Below are 18,232 nucleotides of genomic sequence, written 5' to 3'. Positions count from 1 at the left end.
ATAGGATTTTACTTAAATCGACCTAAAATTTTACCATAATGAGATATATTCTTACTCTTTCCATACTTATTTTTTCAGTTAATTTTTCGAATGCTCAAGTAAAAGAACCAGTTGCAGCTTCTGAAATTTTGCATCAAATGAAAAAATTGCAAAATACTACCAGGGTTTTATATGTGGCTGCTCATCCAGATGATGAAAACACTCGCTTGATAGCCTATGTTGAAAATGGTAAAAGGTTTGATGCCGCTTATTTATCACTCACCAGAGGGGATGGTGGTCAAAATGTAATCGGTCCAGAATTAAGAGAAGGCTTAGGTCTAATTAGAACCCAAGAATTATTGGCTGCAAGACAAATTGATGGCGGTAAGCAATTTTTTACTCGTGCCAATGATTTTGGATATTCTAAAAACCCTGATGAAACCTTTAATAAATGGGGAAAGGAAGAGGTGCTTTCTGATGTAGTCTGGACAATTCGTAATTTTCAACCTGATCTTATCATCACTAGGTTTAATCAAACACCAGGAATTACGCATGGTCATCATACGGCTTCAGCCATTTTAGCCAATGAAGCTTTTGAGCTGGCTGGTGACGAAAATGCTTTTCCAGAGCAATTAAAATTGGTTAATACATGGCAACCCAAAAAGATTTATTGGAATACATCTTCATGGTTCTTTAGAAGAAATGAAGATTTTGACAGATCGAAATATGTTACCGAAAATGCTGGTGGTTATTCGCCACTTTTAGGAATTTCTTATACAGAAATGGCTGCTTTGAGTAGAAGCAGACATAAATCACAAGCTTTTGGAACTGCTGGAAGCAGGGGAGATGAAATTGAGTATTTTGAATATTGGGACGGGCCAGAAGACGAAAAAGAATTATTTGAAGGTATAGATAGCTCATGGGATAAATACAAAAATGGAAAAGCTATCCAAAAAGCATTGGATAAATTGATTGCTGATTTTAAAGTTAATCAACCCGAAGCTTCAATTGATAAGCTTTTTGAAATAAAGGGATTGATTGAGAAACTTGATGATTCGGCTGTAAAAACCGATAAATTGGAAGCTATTAACGAGCTTATTCTGAATTGTGCTGGTTTATATCATTTACTTTATCATGATAATCAATACGCCTCTCCTGGAGATAATCTAAATATCAATTTAGAGTTGGTAAATCGTTCTTCTGCGAGTATAGAATTAGTTTCAGTCAACATGGAGGCTATTAAAGAAAGCTTAAGTATTTCAGGTAAATTGGAAAACAATCAAGTGAAATTAAAAAGCTTTTCTCTTAAAATTCCTGAGGATTTCCCTTACTCTAATCCATATTGGCTAGACGATCCTTCAGCGAATGGACTCTATAAAGTAGAGGATCAAGAATTAATAGGGAAAGCAGAAAATGAACCTTCCATGAAAGCGGAAGTAACTTTAAATATTAATGGTAATAGTTTGTCATTTCAATCACCATTAAGTTATAAATCATCAGATAGAATTAATGGGGAGATTATTCAACCATTATACATCATTCCTCCGCTTTCAATCGAATTTGATGAGGAGGTTTCAATTTTCACTTCAAAAGGTCAGGAAAAGGAAGTTTCCATTAATGTAAAAGCATTGAAAGATAATGTTTCTGGTGAATTAGAATTGGATTTACCGAAAGGATGGAAAGCGGATTTAAAACAAAACGATTTGTCCTTTCAAAATTTAGTAAAGAATTCATCCAAGGAATTTAAAATCAAAATTACTGCGAATGGAAATGAAGGTAAATTTGATTTAAAAGCTTTTATCAAGGTAAATGATAAAACAATTGATAAAAGTGTTCAAGAAATTCAATATGAACATATCCCCAATCAAATTATTTTGAGAGACGCCCAACAAAAGCTGGTTTTAGCAGATGTAAAAATTAAAGGTGAAAAAATCGGTTACATAGAAGGAGCGGGGGATGCTGTAGATGAGGCCCTACAAGCAATGGGATATCAGGTAGATTTTATTGATATAGAAAAAATAACTGTTGAAGAATTAAATAAGTACGATGCTATAATTGCTGGTATTCGAGCCTATAATGTTAATGCTGCTTTGCAAGTTCACTATGGAAAGATGAATGAATACATGAATTCAGGTGGAGTTTATATGGTGCAATATAATACTACTTATAGTTTACCAGATACAGATTTCTGGCCATTTCCATTGAGTTTGTCTAGAGATAGAATTACTGTAGAGGAATCATCTATGGAATTTTTAAACCCAGATCATCCTACTTTAAATTACCCTAATAAAATAACCAATAATGATTTTGAGGGTTGGGTACAAGAGAGAGGATTATACTTCCCTAATAAATGGGATAAAAACTATATTCCCATTTTAGCTGGAAACGATCCTGGTGAAAGTGAAAAAAAAGGTGCTTTGTTAGTAGCAGATTATGGAAAAGGGAAGTTTGTTTATACAGGATTAAGTTTCTTCAGAGAACTACCAGCTGGGGTTCCAGGTGCTTATCGTTTACTTGCAAATATAATAGCACCAAAACCAGTTGAATGAGATCATATTCATCCGTTTATCAAAAATATTTGCAGGTTGGTCGATTAAATGATTAAACATAGAAACAATTAATATACTTTCGTGTTTAATGTATTAACAATACATAGTATCGTAATATAAAGTTAATACAAATCGATTTAAAACTATAATAAGATGAAGTTAGAAGAAGAAATTAAGCAGTCGAAGTTTGAAACAGAAAGACAAAAAGCAATTTTGAATGTTATTTATACTGCTAATTGGATTGGATCAGTTCAACACAAAATTTTCAAGAAACATAAATTAACTTCTCCCCAATATAATGTTTTGAGAATATTAAGAGGAAAATTTCCAGATCCGTTAACGGTATCTTCTATTCAAGAAAGAATGCTAGACAAAATGTCAAATGCTTCTCGTTTAGTAGATAAATTAGTAGAGAAGGGCTTGGCTGAGCGTTCCACTTGCATGTATGATAGAAGACAGGTTGATGTAGTAATAACAACGACAGGTCAAAAATTATTGAAGGAAATAGAACCAGAACTTTTGGATTTCCATAATTCTGAAATGGTTTTATCTGAAAAAGATGCAGCCGCAGTTAATGAAGCATTAGATAAGATTAGAGGATAATTTTTTTTATATTGGGTTGTTTTAATAAATCTGAATTAAAATGAGCCTAATTGCAAACATCGGAAGATTTTTATTTGCCATTCCTATGGTAATTTTTGGGGTATTTCATTTTGTAAACACTAGAACTTTACAAAATGTAGTACCCTCTTTTATTCCTGGACAAACCTTTTGGGTTTATCTAACAGGAGCAGCCTTAATTGCAGCGGGAATAAGCATTATTATTAAAAAACGAGTACAACTAATTTCAAATCTACTAGCAATAATGCTTTTAGTATTTGCACTTTTCGTCCATCTTCCATTGGCACTGGAGGGAGATCAATTAGCTGCAAGCTCACTATTAAAAGACATTGCTCTTGCCGGTGGGGCATTTATTTTGGGGCATTATTTTAAAAACAATTAACAGAAATTATGAAGATATTGAAGAGAATTTTAATTGGATTAATTGCTGTTATAGTTGTTTTGGTCATTATATACTTTGCCGGACCTAAAATTAAATCGCCAAATTTCTCTCAGAATCTACCTGAAATTCCAGCTGATATCATCACATTAGAAAGTTGGCTTAAAGAGAAGGAAGCACTTCAAAATGACATTAAGCCGAACAATCAAGCTCAAATTATATGGTATGATGAGAAACTAATTCAGACGGAATATGCACTAGTTTATCTTCACGGGTTTGGTGCAAGCCATCAAGAAGGTTCTCCGGTTCATAAAAACTTAGCCGATAGCCTAAAAGCTAATTTATTTTTAGCTCGGCAGAAAGGACATGGCTTATCTTCTGAGGAAGCTTTTAAAGGATTAACAGCAGAATCCTATATGTTATCTGCTATGGAGGCACTTGCTATTGGACAACAATTGGGTGAAAAAATCATTTTGGTTGGTACTTCCACTGGTGCAGCCCAAGCTATTTGGCTAGCGGCTCAATTTCCGGAATTAGTGGAAGCATTAGTGTTATATTCCCCCTATATTTCATTAAAAGATCCTTCTAACGAAAAATTAGTTTTAGGACCCTGGGGAAAGAATTTAACAAAGATGGTGATGGGTGGCGAGGTAAACCATGAAATTAGACCCGATTCAGTAGCTGCTTTTTGGTCTGAAGATTATCATTTAGATGCTTATTTTTCTCTCTTTAGCATGATAAGTGAAACTATGAAACCTGAAATCTTTGAAAAAGTAAAATGTCCAGTTTTTATGGCTTATTACTATAAAGATGAGGAAAATCAAGATGATGTAGTTTCAGTACCTGCCATGGAAGAAATGTTTGTCCAGTTAGAATCTTCCAATAAAAAAGCACTTGCATTTCCTAAAACTGGAAACCATGTTATCGCCAGCGACCTTCGTTCCAAAGATTGGATTGGAGTGAGGGATAGTAGTTGGAGTTTTCTAAAATCAGCCTTAAAGTAAAAAAATAATTCATTTTCCGCTATTTTTAAATCTTTAGCATAATTCTTGTTTATTTGCAGCATAGATTTATAACAGAAATAATTTTGCATTTCAAATCCATAATATTTGAATGAAAAAAATAGATAAATTAATCCTAAAATCATTTATTGGGCCTTTTTTAATCACCTTTTTTGTGGTGGTATTTATTCTCTTGACTCAATACATGCTCAAATATTTTGATGACTTTGTAGGCAAGGACTTAGGTTTCAGTGTATTTGCTGAGTTAATTGGTTATTTCAGCATCAACATGACGCCCATAGCGTTCCCACTAGCTGTACTATTGTCATCCTTAATGACGTTTGGAAATCTAGGAGAACATTTTGAATTAACAGCTATTAAGAGTGCGGGTATCTCTTTAGTGAGGGTATTAAGACCACTTTTTGTCTTTGTGGTTTTTTTAAGTGCATTTGTTTATTATTCCAATAATTTTATTGTCCCCAAAGCGAATTTGGAGGCTTACAGCTTACTCTATGATATCAAACAGAAAAAACCATCTATAGATATAAAAGAAGGTGCATTTTATGGTGGTATTCCAGGGTATAGTATAAAAGCCAATAAGAAATATGACGATGATGAATCATTAGGAGATCTTATCATTTACAATCATTCCGATAAAAAAGGAAATACAGAGATTATTTTGGCTGATTCTGCCTTGATGTATACTATTTTGGGAGATAAATATTTGGTAATGGAGCTTTTCGATGGGAAAACCTATTCAGAGGAGGATGCAAAAAAACCTAATAAACCAGCCAATTATACCCGTAATATATTTCAACACAGTAAGTTTGTCTTTAGTTTAGCATCATTTGAAATGGAAAGAACCGATAAGGAGCTTTTTTCTTCAAATAGATTAATGAAAAACGAAATAGAATTGAGAAATGATGTTGATTCCTTGAAGAATGATGTTGTAAAGTCTAAAAGGACAATATATAGATACACTCCGAGGTTTTTCAATATGCACATGCAGGAAGTTGAGGATATTAAGCCTCAAACTGTTGTTTTATGGGAAGAATTACAGAAAGATACCACAAAAGTAAAATCAGATTCTGCAGATAAGAAAGATGAAAAATTGAATAATACTGATATTGAATCTGCAAAAATGGTTAGAAATGGATCATCTAAAGCAAAAAACAAGGATAGTACAAATAAAGAACAAATAGAGCCTACTCCTTATAACACTATTACTTCATATGATTCGGCTCTAGTAGCAAAAGCAGATAGTGTCTATGCTAAAAGGAATAGAGGAAATAATAATTTGGTAGATAAACCTAGATTTGCCAAAAATAGATTGAAAGGTGAAAATCGTAGAATTGATCAAAGGGAATATTATGTTAGATCCTATGGCCTAGAAGCTAATTCAAAACTTTCGCAGGCGGTGGCCTGTATTGTGATGTTCTTAATAGGCGCACCACTAGGAGCTATTATTAAAAAAGGAGGTTTAGGTTTTCCTGTAATAGTATCAATCTTATTTTTTATTGTATCTTATGTAATAAACACTACTGGTATAAAATTAGGCAGGGCAGGAGATGTCAATGAAATATGGGCAGTCTGGGCTTCAAATTTAATATTACTTCCCTTTGGCTTATTCTTCTTAAGGCAAGCAAGGAATGACTCAAGATTATTTGAAACAGATTATTATGCAGTTAAAATCGCTAAAGTTTTCAAATTTTTTAAAAGGGAAAAATAAACAGTTTTTTTGTTCACAAGAAATTATCCGTATATTTGCGCCTTAAAATAATTTAATAAACGCTAACTATGTATTTAGACACAGAAAAGAAAAAAGAGCTGTTCAAAAATCATGGTCGGTCAAAAGCAGATAATGATACGGGTTCGGCAGAATCACAAATTGCGCTTTTCACCTACCGAATCAGTCATTTGACGCAGCATCTAAAAGTTAACAAGAAAGATCACTCATCTAGAAATGGTCTTTTGAAGCTTGTAGGTAAAAGAAGAAGATTGTTAGACTATCTTCACGATAACGAAATTGAAAGATACAGAGCAATTATAGCTGAATTAGGCTTAAGAAAATAAATTGCTTTTCATTAAAAAAAGGGAATCTTATGGGTTCCCTTTTTCCATTATTATCACCTCATTACAAATACCACATCTTTTATAGGACGTGTATAGCAAATGCGGAAAATTAACAACAAGACGAGAAAACAGTAAAAAAACTATTATTTATGGCTATACCAAATGCAATAAAAAAAACATTCAACCTGCCTGATGGAAGGGAAATAAGCATAGAAACAGGAAAATTAGCAAAACAAGCGGACGGATCAGTAGAAGTAAGAATGGGTGATACCATGATTTTGGCTACCGTTGTTTCCAACCAAGAAGCTAAAGAAGGAGTGGATTTCCTTCCAATGTCTGTAGATTATCAAGAAAAATTCGCTTCTTCCGGTAAAATACCTGGTGGATTCTTAAAAAGAGAAGGAAAACTTTCTGATTATGAAGTTTTAACATCCCGATTAGTGGACAGAGCTTTACGTCCATTATTCCCATCTGATTACCATTCAGAAACTCAAGTAATGATCCAGTTATTTTCTTTGGGTGAAGATGATTTACCAGATTCATTAGCTGCATTGGCAGCTTCTGCGGCTTTAACTGCTTCAGACATTCCTTTTGAAGGACCTATTTCTGAAGTGAGAGTTGCACGCATAAATGGTGAGTTTATTGCCAATCCTACCTCAAAGCAATTAGCAGAGTCGGATATAGATATGATTATCGCTGCTACCATTGACAACATCATGATGGTTGAAGGCGAAATGAGAGAAATTTCTGAAGCTGAAATGGTTGAAGCAATTAATTTTGCTCATGAAGCTATTAAGCCTCAGTGTCAAGCACAATTAGATTTAGCTAAAGATGCTGGCAAAACAGAGAAAAGAGAATACAACCACGAAGAAGAACCTAATCCTGAATTAGAGAAAGAAATTTTTGATAAGTACTATCAACAATATTTTGATATTGCAGCAAAAGGATTAGCTGATAAACATGAAAGAGGAAGACTTTTCAAAGAAATCAGAGACAGCTATATCGATGCTATTCCTGAAGATTCTGAAATCAGTGTTTCACTGGTTAAAAAATATTTTCAAGATACTCAAAAGAAAGCAGTTAGAAATGCAACTTTAGAGACTCGAAGCAGACTTGATGGCAGAAAATTGGATGAAATCAGACCAATTTGGAGTGAAGTAGATTACTTGCCTTCTGCTCACGGATCAGCTGTTTTTACTAGAGGTGAAACACAATCAATCACTACTGTAACGCTTGGTACTAAATTAGACGAGCAAATGGTGGATGGTGCAGTTCATTCTGGCTATAATAAATTCATCTTACATTATAACTTCCCTGCATTCTCAACTGGTGAAGCAAGACCAAACAGAGGTCCTGGTAGAAGAGAAGTAGGACATGGTAACTTAGCTTTAAGAGCATTAAAGCAAATTTTACCTTCTCCAGAAGAATTACCTTATACTATTCGTATCGTTTCTGATATTTTAGAATCAAATGGTTCATCTTCTATGGCAACAGTTTGTGCTGGTTCATTAGGATTGATGGATGCTGGTATTCCAATTAAAGCACCCGTTTCTGGTATTGCAATGGGATTGATTTCTGATGCAGAAACTGGAAAATATGCTATTCTTTCTGATATTTTAGGGGATGAAGATCACATTGGTGACATGGACTTTAAAGTAACGGGTACTGAAAAAGGTATCACGGCTTGTCAAATGGATATCAAGGTGGATGGACTTTCTTCTGAATTGTTGATGGAAGCATTGAACCAAGCAAAAGAAGGTCGTGATCATATCAGAAATGAAATGTTAAAGACTATTGCTGCCCCTAGAGAAGATTATAAACCAAATGCTCCAAGAGTGGTTAATATCGAAATCGATAGAGAGATGATCGGTGCGGTAATCGGACCTGGAGGAAAAGTAGTACAGGAAATCCAAAAAACTACAGGTGCTACTGTAGTAATCGAAGAAACTGAAAAAGGCGGTAAAATCAATGTTTTTGCTGTAAATAAAGAATCTTTAGATCAAGCGGTTAAATGGATCAAAGGTATTGTTGCTAAACCAGAAGTAGGAGAGGTATATGATGGAATAGTGAAAGCTATTCAACCTTATGGTGCTTTTGTTGAAATTATGCCAGGTAAAGATGGTCTATTGCATATTTCTGAAATCAAGCATGAGAAAATTGATAATTTAGAAGGTATCTTAGAAATAGGAGAAGAGGTGAAAGTGAAGTTGATTGATATCGATAAAAAGACCGGAAAATTGAGATTATCAAGGAAGGTATTATTGCCTAAGCCGGAAAAAGAAGAGAAATAATTTCATTTTTACTGAAATATTTACATTTTTGATGTAGAGTTGGAACTGTTTCGTTCCTTCTCTATGTTAAGAGTTCGTTTAAATTTAAACCTAATAATAATTAATGAGACAGCTCAAGATTAGCAAGCAAATCACCAATCGGGAGAGTCAATCCCTCGATAAATACTTACAAGAAATAGGGAAAGTAGATTTGTTGACTCCGGACGAAGAAGTAGATTTAGCCGTTCGGATTAAACAAGGTGACCAACTTGCACTTGAAAAATTGACTAAAGCCAATTTGCGTTTCGTAGTGTCTGTGGCCAAACAATATCAGAATCAAGGTTTATCCTTAGGAGACTTGATTAATGAAGGAAACTTAGGTTTGATCAAGGCAGCACAAAGATTTGACGAAACAAGGGGTTTTAAATTCATTTCTTATGCAGTATGGTGGATCAGACAGTCCATATTGCAAGCATTGGCGGAACAATCTCGTATTGTACGTCTTCCATTGAACAGAGTAGGATCTTTGAATAAGATATCTAAAACCTTCTCTACTTTGGAGCAAAAGTTTGAAAGAGAACCATCTCCGGATGAGTTAGCTGAAGTTTTAGAGGTTACTTCTAATGAAGTGGTAGATACCATGAAAATCTCTGGTCGTCACGTATCCATGGATGCGCCTTTCGTTCAAGGTGAGGAAAATAGCTTATTGGATGTATTGGAAAATGACGGTGAAGAATCTCCTGATGATGAATTAATGAATGATTCATTAAGAAGAGAGGTACAAAGAGCTTTATCTACTTTAACTCAAAGAGAAGCGGACGTGATCACGCTTTATTTTGGATTGAATGGTGAGCACTCTATGACACTTGAAGAAATAGGAGAGAAATTCAATTTAACAAGAGAAAGAGTACGTCAAATCAAAGAAAAAGCCATCAGAAGGCTTAGACATACTTCCAGAAGTAAAGCCTTAAAGCCTTACTTAGGATAAGATTTGCGTAACAAATGATACATAAAAAGGTCTTTTTTAAGACCTTTTTTTATTTAATTAATTAAATTCACATCTGTTTTAGCAGAAGACCGTAACATTATTCAAGAAATTATTGAGCGTTATGACAGAAGAAAAAGTAAATGTATTAATTATAGGTTCAGGACCTGCAGGTTATACCGCAGCAATTTATGCCGCAAGAGCAGGTTTAAAACCAGTAATGTACCAAGGTGGACAGCCTGGTGGTCAATTGACCATTACCAATGATGTTGAAAATTATCCAGGCTATCCTGATGGGATTAATGGACCACAAATGATGGTGGATTTCCAAAAGCAAGCGGAAAGATTTGGTACTGATGTGAGATTTGGCTTAGCAACTAAGGTTGATTTTAGCGGATATCCTCATAAAGTTATTATTGATGATAAGCATGAAATTACTGCTAATGCTGTAATCATTTCTACTGGTGCATCTGCAAAATGGTTAGGATTGGAATCTGAGCAAAGACTTAATGGAATGGGCGTTTCTGCCTGTGCAGTTTGTGATGGTTTCTTTTACAAAGGACAGGATGTAGTGGTAGTGGGTGCAGGAGATACTGCAGCCGAGGAAGCAACCTACTTGTCCAATATTTGTAATAAAGTCACCATGATCGTTAGAAGAGATGAAATGAGAGCTTCTAAAATCATGCAAAGACGTGTTGAAAAAGCCAAAAACATCGAAATTCTATGGAATACCGAAACTGAAGAGGTTTTAGGTAAAGATGAAGTTGAGGGTGTAAGAGTGGTGAATAATGTAACTGGCGAGAAAACAGAAATAAAAGCAACAGGATTCTTTGTGGCTATTGGTCACAAACCAAATACTGAAATATTTAAAGATTTCTTGGAATTAAATGATGCAGGATATATCATTACTAAGCCAGGAAGTACTAAGACAAAAGTAGAAGGTGTTTTTGCTTCTGGTGATGCTCAAGACTTTATTTATCGTCAGGCTGTAACAGCAGCAGGAACTGGCTGTATGGCTGCTTTAGATGCTGAAAGATTTTTGGCTGAAAAAGAAGATGAATTAGAAGAACAAGAAGAAGTAGCTGAAAAAGCCTAAAATATGCAGGGAGAGTTTTTACTCTCCTTTTTTATTAAACTTATAAATGTTTATACATCTTATGTAATTGTAATTAGATAAGATATTTGTTATTGAAATTGAATATGAAATTAAATATTTTGGCTTTTGCAGCCCATCCAGATGATATAGAATTAGCTTGTTCAGGTACTTTAGCCAAACATGTGGAAATGGGAGAGGATGTTGGTATAATCGATCTGACAAAAGGGGAGATGGGAACACGAGGCACTCCTGAGGAGCGATTAGATGAAGCCGCTGCAAGTGCCGATATTTTGGGGATAAAAATTCGGGAAAATTTAGGCTTTGATGATGCTTTCTTTAAAAATGATTTAGTCCATCAGACTGAAATAGTAAAAAAAATTAGACAGTATCAACCTGATATTATTTTGGCTAATGCTATATCTGACCGACATCCTGATCATGGTAGGGCATCTGAATTGATTTCAGAATCCGTTTTTTTAGCTGGATTAAAGAAATTTGAAACTACTGATGATAATGGTAAAGCTCAGGAAGCTTATAGGCCTAATAAAGTTTATCATTACATTCAAAGTTTGCCGATCATTCCTGATTTTGTAGTGGATGTTAGTGAGCAGTGGGATAAAAAAATGAAATCTATAAAAGCATTTGATTCTCAATTTTATAAAGCCGATTCAGAAGAGCCTGAAACTTATATTTCAAGTCCTAGATTTATGAAAATGATTGAAGCTAGAGCAATGGAATTTGGTCAAATAATTGGTGTAAATTATGCTGAGGGTTTTACAGTGGAGAGATATTTGGGTGTTAAAGATTTGAATGGCTTAATTTAAAGGAGGATTTCCTAAAAAGACATAGGTACATATTCTAATGAAAATGAAGCCTTATTTTAGCTAATTCTTATCATTAAGCCACATTTTTTCTAAAAATAGGGTAGATCAACTATATTTATTTGCTTTTTAGAGGAGTACTTATATTGTTTAATTTGGTTTGTTTATTGAGTAACATCATCTGAAAAACTTGCATATTAGCTTTTCCATACTCCGTCATCATTTCAACTACTGCTCTATTTTGAGTTGAATAATCAACTTTATCTTGTTCTCTGTATTTATATAATTTTGCATCATCCTTTTTTAAGATACAGAAGTAAGTTGTATCTAAAATTCCAATTTTATCATCATCATTAATAATGGCATATTTTCTTTTTTCATTAATTAAATCAATACCCAATGTATTATTTATATAGGGGGTTTTTAACATTCCCATTAATGTTGGATAAATATCTATTTGACTTCCAATGTTTTTATAAGTTTTGTTTTGATTAAATATTTTAGGGGCAAAAAATAATAAGGGTGTGTGGAAATAATTCAATGCAATATCATATTTTGCATTCATAGGAGCACCATGGTCCGCGACAAATACAAATATTGTATTGTCAAACCATTCTTCTTTTGAACTCATCTTCATAAATTTATTTAAAGACCAATCCGCATATTCAGTAATTTGCTTTTTAATATCATTAGTATTTGGTGTAAAGTATTCTGGAATATAATAGGGGCCATGATCGCTTGAGGTCATAAATGTCGCAAAAAATGGCTTTTCATTTTTGTGCAATTTATTTAATACAGGAATAGAATATCTAAACATATAGTCATCAGGTACTCCAAGGGTTGTTTTTATTTCTGAATTTGGATAATCACTTTGACTTATAATATTTTGAAAATCATTTGCCCTTAAAAATCCTTCAATATTATCAAATTGACTATCATGTGTTGTAAAGTATGTTGTGGAATAATTATTTTTTAATAGTGTAGAACTTATCCCATCATATTGCTCTATTTTTTTCATCGGATGCTGCCTATATAATCCAGGAAAAGAAAATAAAGTACTGAAAACGCCATTAAAGGTGTGCTTTCCTGCGGTGTATATGTTTTCAAAATAAATAGAATTGTTTGCTAAGCTATCTAAAAATGGCGTTAAATTGTCTTTATTGCCGCCTCGTTTCATTTTTGCAGCACTCATACTTTCCATAAGAATTAGTACTATGTTAGGTTTTTGTTGTAGAGTGGTGTCAAATGTAATTTTTCTTGCAATAGGTGAGTTGTAATTAGTATCTTCAATATTTAAATATCCTTGCACTTTTTCTATTGCTTTTTGACTGTCCATTAAATTTATAGTGGAGTTCTTGCTTTTTTTACTATCTAAATAGCTCCGTATTAAAGTGAATGAGGGATTTAATCCTAATTTATTTAAGAATGAATTATCCGAAAAATACGCTGTCCCTATTCTGATGGGTGATTTCTTTTGTACTCTTCCTCTTATTCCTACAAATATTAAAAGTAGAAACGTTAAGGATAAAATAATTTTTACATAAATATTAATTTGCTTAGGATTGGATTTTTCAGCAAATATTTTTTTTAGAAAAATGAAGAAAATAATCTCTAAAATAAAAAAAGGTATTAGTATTAGATAATATTTTGGTTCCTGAATAATCATCGAAACCACAAAATTCAAATTTTCAATCCATTCAAATGCCCCAATCGAAAACCTATCGTAAAATTGATTGAAATAGGGTATATCAGCTGATGAAACAATAAATGCAATGGAAAAAAATATAAATATCCAATAGAAGATAAATTGTAGAATTAATCTATTCTTATTTTGAAAGATTTCTAAAGTGAATAATATTAATGCAGGAATTAACAGGATGTAACTAGAAATGACAATATCAAATCTAACACCCATTATAAAAGATTTAATAATTGTTGCGAATTGTATTTCGTTTAAATCTACTCTATCAAGTTCTGTTGAAAACAATAAGATTCTAAAAATAGAAAAAATGGTAAGTACTAAAAGATAGATCTTTACTAATCTTAAGAAGTTATTATTTGTCTTCATTTACTTAATTGATTTTCATTATTTTTGATTTCAAACTATCAAGTGTCCCCATTGAATGATGGTAATCAAGAATAATATTTGTAATACCTAAATCAAAGACTTTCTTTATGTTAGTATGGTCTACACCGTATGTTATTTTTTTATCAATTAAGTTATGTTCATTTAAAAAACCCATATGGTTTTCATCTACTTTAGACATAGAGCTTGCATAATAATCAGGTTTGATTTTTTTTGGGATAATATAAAAAGTCCATTCTTTACCTTTATTAAAACCCTCTAGTGCCACCCGAATATTTTCTTTATTAATTTTTAGATAACTTAAAAATAGGAGATTATGGTCTGCAATAATAATGTTTTTATGTTCTGGGTGTCTATCAAGAATAGAAAGTAAAGAGTCAGCAATTGTTTTTGATGTATTTTTAATATCAAGATATAATATCTTTTTTGGACTAGTTTGATTCAAAAACATATCAAGAGAAAGAACTTTGTTTTCAGTTTTTTTTCCTTTGTAGAGCAAGTGTTTTTCTTTGATTTCATTCCAATTTAAATCATCAATATTGGCATCGATCCCTAATAGACGTTTACATGAAGCGTCATGAAAAATAATTAGTTTACCATCCTTTGTACTTCTAATATCTGTTTCTATAGCATTAAAACCTAGACTATCGCTTTTTGAAAATGCCGCTGTACTATTTTCTACCGTAGAATTTACATAACCCCTGTGAGCAAATATTATTGCTTCCCCGTGATTAATTGGAGAATAATCTGTCCTGTCTTCAAAAGCCCCTACTACTATCGCTATAATAATAAGTAGTGTTAAACTCGTTAAAATATAAAGTAGTATTCTCTTCATTTTTTATAAATATTGCACAAAGATGAACTTGTATTCAAGTGATAAATGCAATAACATTCAAAAGAGCCTGGGTTAACCTTATAAAGTTAGCCTAGACTCTTTGAGAAGTTTCATCTTACCTATGGGTTTTAACAGTCTAGTTCAGATGGCTTATTTAATAGTAGAACAAAGGTACAAAATAGAAGTGTATAAGAATACAGTAAAAAATTATTTCTGAAAATCCGGAATATTTTGAAAAGCTTACTTTGTTGGGTTTAACTATGGTTAAATTTAAGTAAATCTGTCTATTATACAGTCGAGACGAAAATACAGAATAGAATTTGAATTTAGGATGTGCTAAAGCCTTGAGTCCGTTTTTCTGTAAATCTCAAGCAATTCCAAAGCAGTTAGTTTTTTGCTTTTATGCAAACCAATCTCTTTTAATAATTCACTAGATTGATTGACTAATTCCTTTTCAGGAAAGTAATTATCTCTCAGGTAATGAACCAATTTCAGCATTTTAAAGCCATTAAACCATTCAAAAAACCGCTCTTTAAAGTGTTGTGGATCTTTAGATTTAGATTTGATCTTCTCCAACTCATTCATTAAATCGGAGACCATTAAAAACTGAATTACCTGCAAAGGAATATTATCAAGGAAGTTTTTATCTTCTATTTTCTCCAAAAACTCCTTTATCACTTTAAAGCTTTCAAAGTCATAACTTAGATTTAAGTCTTTTGATTGACTCTGATGTTCTTGCATGGCTCTTCCAGTACCAAATGGAACTCGATCCGATATCCTGGCAGAAGGGATCACTTTTGTAGTAGAAATATTATGGAAATTACCAAGCGGAATAATTTTATGAAGAAAATAAAAATCCTCTCCAGCTTTCCGTTGATTCATGCCTCCTTGCTTTTGATAAACCGAAGAACGTACAGCCATACTGGAACCTATGGTATGAAATGCATAAGGATATCCAGTAAAATTCAATGCTTGGATATAATATCGTAGGTGAAGTTCATATAGAATAATGGCTTCATTTATATCTCCTTTATCTAAATATAATGGATGTTCATAATGAATGGATGCACCAGTACAATTGGGTTTATTCAAAAAATGTTTTTCTACTTGCTGTAAATAATTAGGCAGACACTGGCTATCTGCATCAAAACATAAAATCACCCCATCTTGATTAATTGAATTTAATCTAAATGCCGCCTCATCCATTCCAATTTTTCTAGCTAATCCAACTCCCGCTTTTTTAGCTGGTAAATTAAAGGCTTTAATGATGTGAAAAGTTAATTCAGATGGATTTTGAGCAATAAATTCTTCAATCTCTTCTACTGTCCTCGAACTTAGCTCTTTTACATCTTCAGTAGCATTTTCAGGATGGTTAACAACTAAAATGACTTCTACAGGAAATTGTGTTTCTTCACAAGCAACTAATGATTTTAAAGTGAGTTCAATATGCTCTTCTTTATAGACTGGGATCACTACGCTAATAAAAGTACCCAATTTTATGGGCTCTTCTATAAATCTATTGGGATAAGCGTATCGTTCGAAATATAAATTAGACATTAAGGAGCTAGTCTTTCTATCGTCCAATTATTTGCTTCTGAAAAAGTATATTGAATTCTATCGTGCAGCCTGCTAGGTCTGCCTTGCCAGAATTCTATCAAATTGGGTTTTACAGCATAACCACCCCAATGCGGAGGTCTTTCAACATCTTTATCTTTAAATTTCAGTTCAATTTCTTCCAATCGCTTATTTAAAACTTCTCTGCCTTCAATAGTTTCACTCTGAGGGGATACCCATGCTCCAATTTGGCTCCCTCTTGGTCTGCTTTTAAAATATGCATCACTTGTAGCCTTATCCACTTTTTGTACAGTGCCTTCAATTCTAACTTGCCTTTCCAATTCCGGCCAAAAGAAATTTAAGGAAACATAAGGAGAACTCGCCATTTGATGACCTTTTGCACTATTATAATTAGTATAAAATACAAATTCTTCATTTTCCACTCCCTTTAAAAGTACTATTCTAGAAGAAGGCTTGTTCCCATCAATAGTGGATAAAGTCATGGCGTTAGGGTCCATTATTTCCGCATTTATGGCCATATCAAACCAGCTTAAAAACTGATCAACAGGGTTTGCATCTACTTCAGAGGCTTTTAAGGAAAGTGCAGTGTACTCTTTTCGAATGTCGGCTATGGATTGTTGCATATATTTTTTTTGAGATTTCTCTTTAAATTATTAGCGGCTTAATGATTTTAAAATTATTATTGTTTCGAATTGTTTCCAATTAATGGTGAATAAATAGTAAAATTATTTTTCTAAATGAAGTTAAGGATTGATTTAAAAGCAGAAAGCAGTCAGGAATGGATTGATACCGTTATGGCTGATTTTGATAGTTTCTTGCAAGATCATGCTAATTGTGAGCGTAAGGCTTCTGGTATGGCCATGAGTTTTGTTGCGAAATTTCCTGACAGACTAGAGATAATTCCTGAATTAATCGACACTGCAGTTGAGGAATTGGAACATTTTCGGGATGTTTATGCTATTATGCAATCAAAAGGAATACAATTACCCCATAAAATTGAGAAGGATTATTATGTGGATGATTTAATCAAGATATGCCGTTCAGGAAGAGAAGAAAGATTTATGGATCGTTTGCTATTAGCCTCTTTAGTGGAAACAAGGGGAGCAGAACGTTTTAGAATGGTTTATGAAGCATTGCCAGAAGGAGATTTAAGAAAATTCTACCATAGATTGTGGGCTTCCGAAGCCAAACATGGAGAAATATTTGTGGATATGGCGCTTCATTATTTTGATAAAGAAGAAGTATATAATAGATTAGAAGAAATGAATGAGGCGGAAGCTGAAATCCTAAAAGCATTACCTTTAAAAGCAGCTCTTCATTAAATGGAGTTTTTTGAATTTAAAAATATTGAACAACCACAAAAGGGAGATTTATTGCTCTCCGAACCCTTTTTGCCTGATCAAAACTTTGATAGGACCGTTATACTCTTGTGCGAACATAATGAAGAAGGCTCTTTCGGTTTTGTTCTAAATAAGCTGTCAATACTAAAAGTAGATGAAGTACTACAGGAAATAGGGGCTTTTGAAGCAGATTTATTTGTAGGTGGGCCAGTACAACAGAATACTTTACATTTTATTCATAATATTGAGGAATTGAAGGCTGGTGGCCAGCAGATAACTGATGGACTATTCTGGGGCGGAAATTTTGAAGTCTTGCAAACTATGATGCTGAAGGGAGAAATCAATAAAGAGAAATCCCGTTTTTTTGTAGGCTATAGTGGGTGGTCTGAACATCAGCTACAAGAAGAAATTGATCATAACAGCTGGATTATAGCTCGTGGAGTCCATCCTTCATATATTTTTAATAGTCCACCAGAGACCCTTTGGAAAAGTATTTTGGAGAAAATGGGGGGTAGGTTTAAGATTTATGCCAACTACCCATCTGACCCCAACCTTAATTGATTGAAACTTTTGACAATTTTTACTTAATATTGTAGCATATTAGAGAGAAAGTAAAATTATT

The 18,232-nt window shown here is 33.2% G+C and carries 16 protein-coding genes; 12 read left to right on the top strand and 4 right to left on the bottom strand.

Going from position 1 to position 18,232, the window contains the following annotated elements; all coding sequences use genetic code 11:
* Positions 1 to 38 precede the first annotated feature (38 nt).
* From ABWH96_RS12825 to bshB1, 10 genes are all read left to right on the top strand, one after another.
* A complete protein-coding gene (locus ABWH96_RS12825) occupies positions 39 to 2,528 on the top strand; it encodes a PIG-L family deacetylase (protein ID WP_375577929.1) in 2,490 nt (829 codons plus the stop codon).
* A 153-nt stretch (positions 2,529 to 2,681) separates the two neighbouring features.
* A complete protein-coding gene (locus ABWH96_RS12820) occupies positions 2,682 to 3,131 on the top strand; it encodes a MarR family winged helix-turn-helix transcriptional regulator (RefSeq protein WP_375577928.1) in 450 nt (149 codons plus the stop codon).
* A gap of 40 nt (positions 3,132 to 3,171) precedes the next feature.
* Positions 3,172 to 3,531: a DoxX family protein gene (locus ABWH96_RS12815; protein ID WP_375577927.1), complete on the top strand. Its 360-nt coding sequence runs from the start codon at positions 3,172 to 3,174 to the stop codon at positions 3,529 to 3,531.
* 8 nt (positions 3,532 to 3,539) lie between these two features.
* Positions 3,540 to 4,532, top strand: coding sequence for an alpha/beta hydrolase (locus ABWH96_RS12810; protein ID WP_375577926.1), 993 nt, complete (start codon positions 3,540 to 3,542; stop codon positions 4,530 to 4,532).
* A 109-nt stretch (positions 4,533 to 4,641) separates the two neighbouring features.
* Entirely contained in the window at positions 4,642 to 6,258 is a 1,617-nt protein-coding gene (locus ABWH96_RS12805) for an LptF/LptG family permease (RefSeq protein ID WP_375577925.1), read from the top strand.
* A gap of 68 nt (positions 6,259 to 6,326) precedes the next feature.
* Entirely contained in the window at positions 6,327 to 6,602 is a 276-nt protein-coding gene (gene rpsO, locus ABWH96_RS12800) for a 30S ribosomal protein S15 (RefSeq protein WP_375577924.1), read from the top strand.
* Positions 6,603 to 6,751: 149 nt separating this feature from the next.
* Positions 6,752 to 8,893: a polyribonucleotide nucleotidyltransferase gene (pnp, locus tag ABWH96_RS12795; protein WP_375577923.1), complete on the top strand. Its 2,142-nt coding sequence runs from the start codon at positions 6,752 to 6,754 to the stop codon at positions 8,891 to 8,893.
* A gap of 103 nt (positions 8,894 to 8,996) precedes the next feature.
* Positions 8,997 to 9,860 carry an RNA polymerase sigma factor RpoD/SigA gene (locus ABWH96_RS12790; protein ID WP_013452378.1) on the top strand — a complete coding sequence of 288 codons (864 nt, stop codon included), beginning with the start codon at positions 8,997 to 8,999 and terminating at the stop codon, positions 9,858 to 9,860.
* A gap of 121 nt (positions 9,861 to 9,981) precedes the next feature.
* Positions 9,982 to 10,953: a thioredoxin-disulfide reductase gene (gene trxB, locus ABWH96_RS12785; RefSeq protein WP_375577922.1), complete on the top strand. Its 972-nt coding sequence runs from the start codon at positions 9,982 to 9,984 to the stop codon at positions 10,951 to 10,953.
* Positions 10,954 to 11,057: 104 nt separating this feature from the next.
* Positions 11,058 to 11,777 carry a bacillithiol biosynthesis deacetylase BshB1 gene (gene bshB1, locus ABWH96_RS12780; protein WP_375577921.1) on the top strand — a complete coding sequence of 240 codons (720 nt, stop codon included), beginning with the start codon at positions 11,058 to 11,060 and terminating at the stop codon, positions 11,775 to 11,777.
* Positions 11,778 to 11,892: 115 nt separating this feature from the next.
* Here bshB1 and ABWH96_RS12775 read toward each other — a convergent pair whose 3' ends face one another.
* From ABWH96_RS12775 to pdxH, 4 genes are all read right to left on the bottom strand, one after another.
* A complete protein-coding gene (locus ABWH96_RS12775) occupies positions 11,893 to 13,842 on the bottom strand; it encodes an LTA synthase family protein (RefSeq protein WP_375577920.1) in 1,950 nt (649 codons plus the stop codon).
* Between the two features lie 4 nt (positions 13,843 to 13,846).
* Positions 13,847 to 14,695, bottom strand: coding sequence for a glycerophosphodiester phosphodiesterase (locus ABWH96_RS12770; RefSeq protein ID WP_375577919.1), 849 nt, complete (start codon positions 14,693 to 14,695; stop codon positions 13,847 to 13,849).
* Between the two features lie 336 nt (positions 14,696 to 15,031).
* A complete protein-coding gene (locus ABWH96_RS12765; RefSeq protein ID WP_375577918.1) occupies positions 15,032 to 16,252 on the bottom strand; it encodes a glycosyltransferase in 1,221 nt (406 codons plus the stop codon).
* Positions 16,252 to 16,893 carry a pyridoxamine 5'-phosphate oxidase gene (gene pdxH / locus ABWH96_RS12760; RefSeq protein ID WP_375577917.1) on the bottom strand — a complete coding sequence of 214 codons (642 nt, stop codon included), beginning with the start codon at positions 16,891 to 16,893 and terminating at the stop codon, positions 16,252 to 16,254. The genes ABWH96_RS12765 and pdxH overlap by 1 nt, the downstream gene beginning before the upstream one ends.
* A gap of 114 nt (positions 16,894 to 17,007) precedes the next feature.
* Between pdxH and ABWH96_RS12755 the strand changes: the two genes are divergently transcribed.
* Complete coding sequence (locus ABWH96_RS12755; RefSeq protein ID WP_375577916.1) at positions 17,008 to 17,592, top strand: tRNA-(ms[2]io[6]A)-hydroxylase; 585 nt, start codon at positions 17,008 to 17,010, stop codon at positions 17,590 to 17,592.
* A complete protein-coding gene (locus ABWH96_RS12750; RefSeq protein WP_375577915.1) occupies positions 17,593 to 18,171 on the top strand; it encodes a YqgE/AlgH family protein in 579 nt (192 codons plus the stop codon).
* The last annotated feature ends 61 nt before the right edge of the window (positions 18,172 to 18,232 follow it).

Source organism: Marivirga tractuosa (assembly GCF_042140215.1).
GTDB lineage: Bacteria > Bacteroidota > Bacteroidia > Cytophagales > Cyclobacteriaceae > Marivirga > Marivirga tractuosa_A.
Note: the sequence above shows the minus strand (reverse complement) of the source record. Positions and strands in the feature narration are given on the sequence as shown.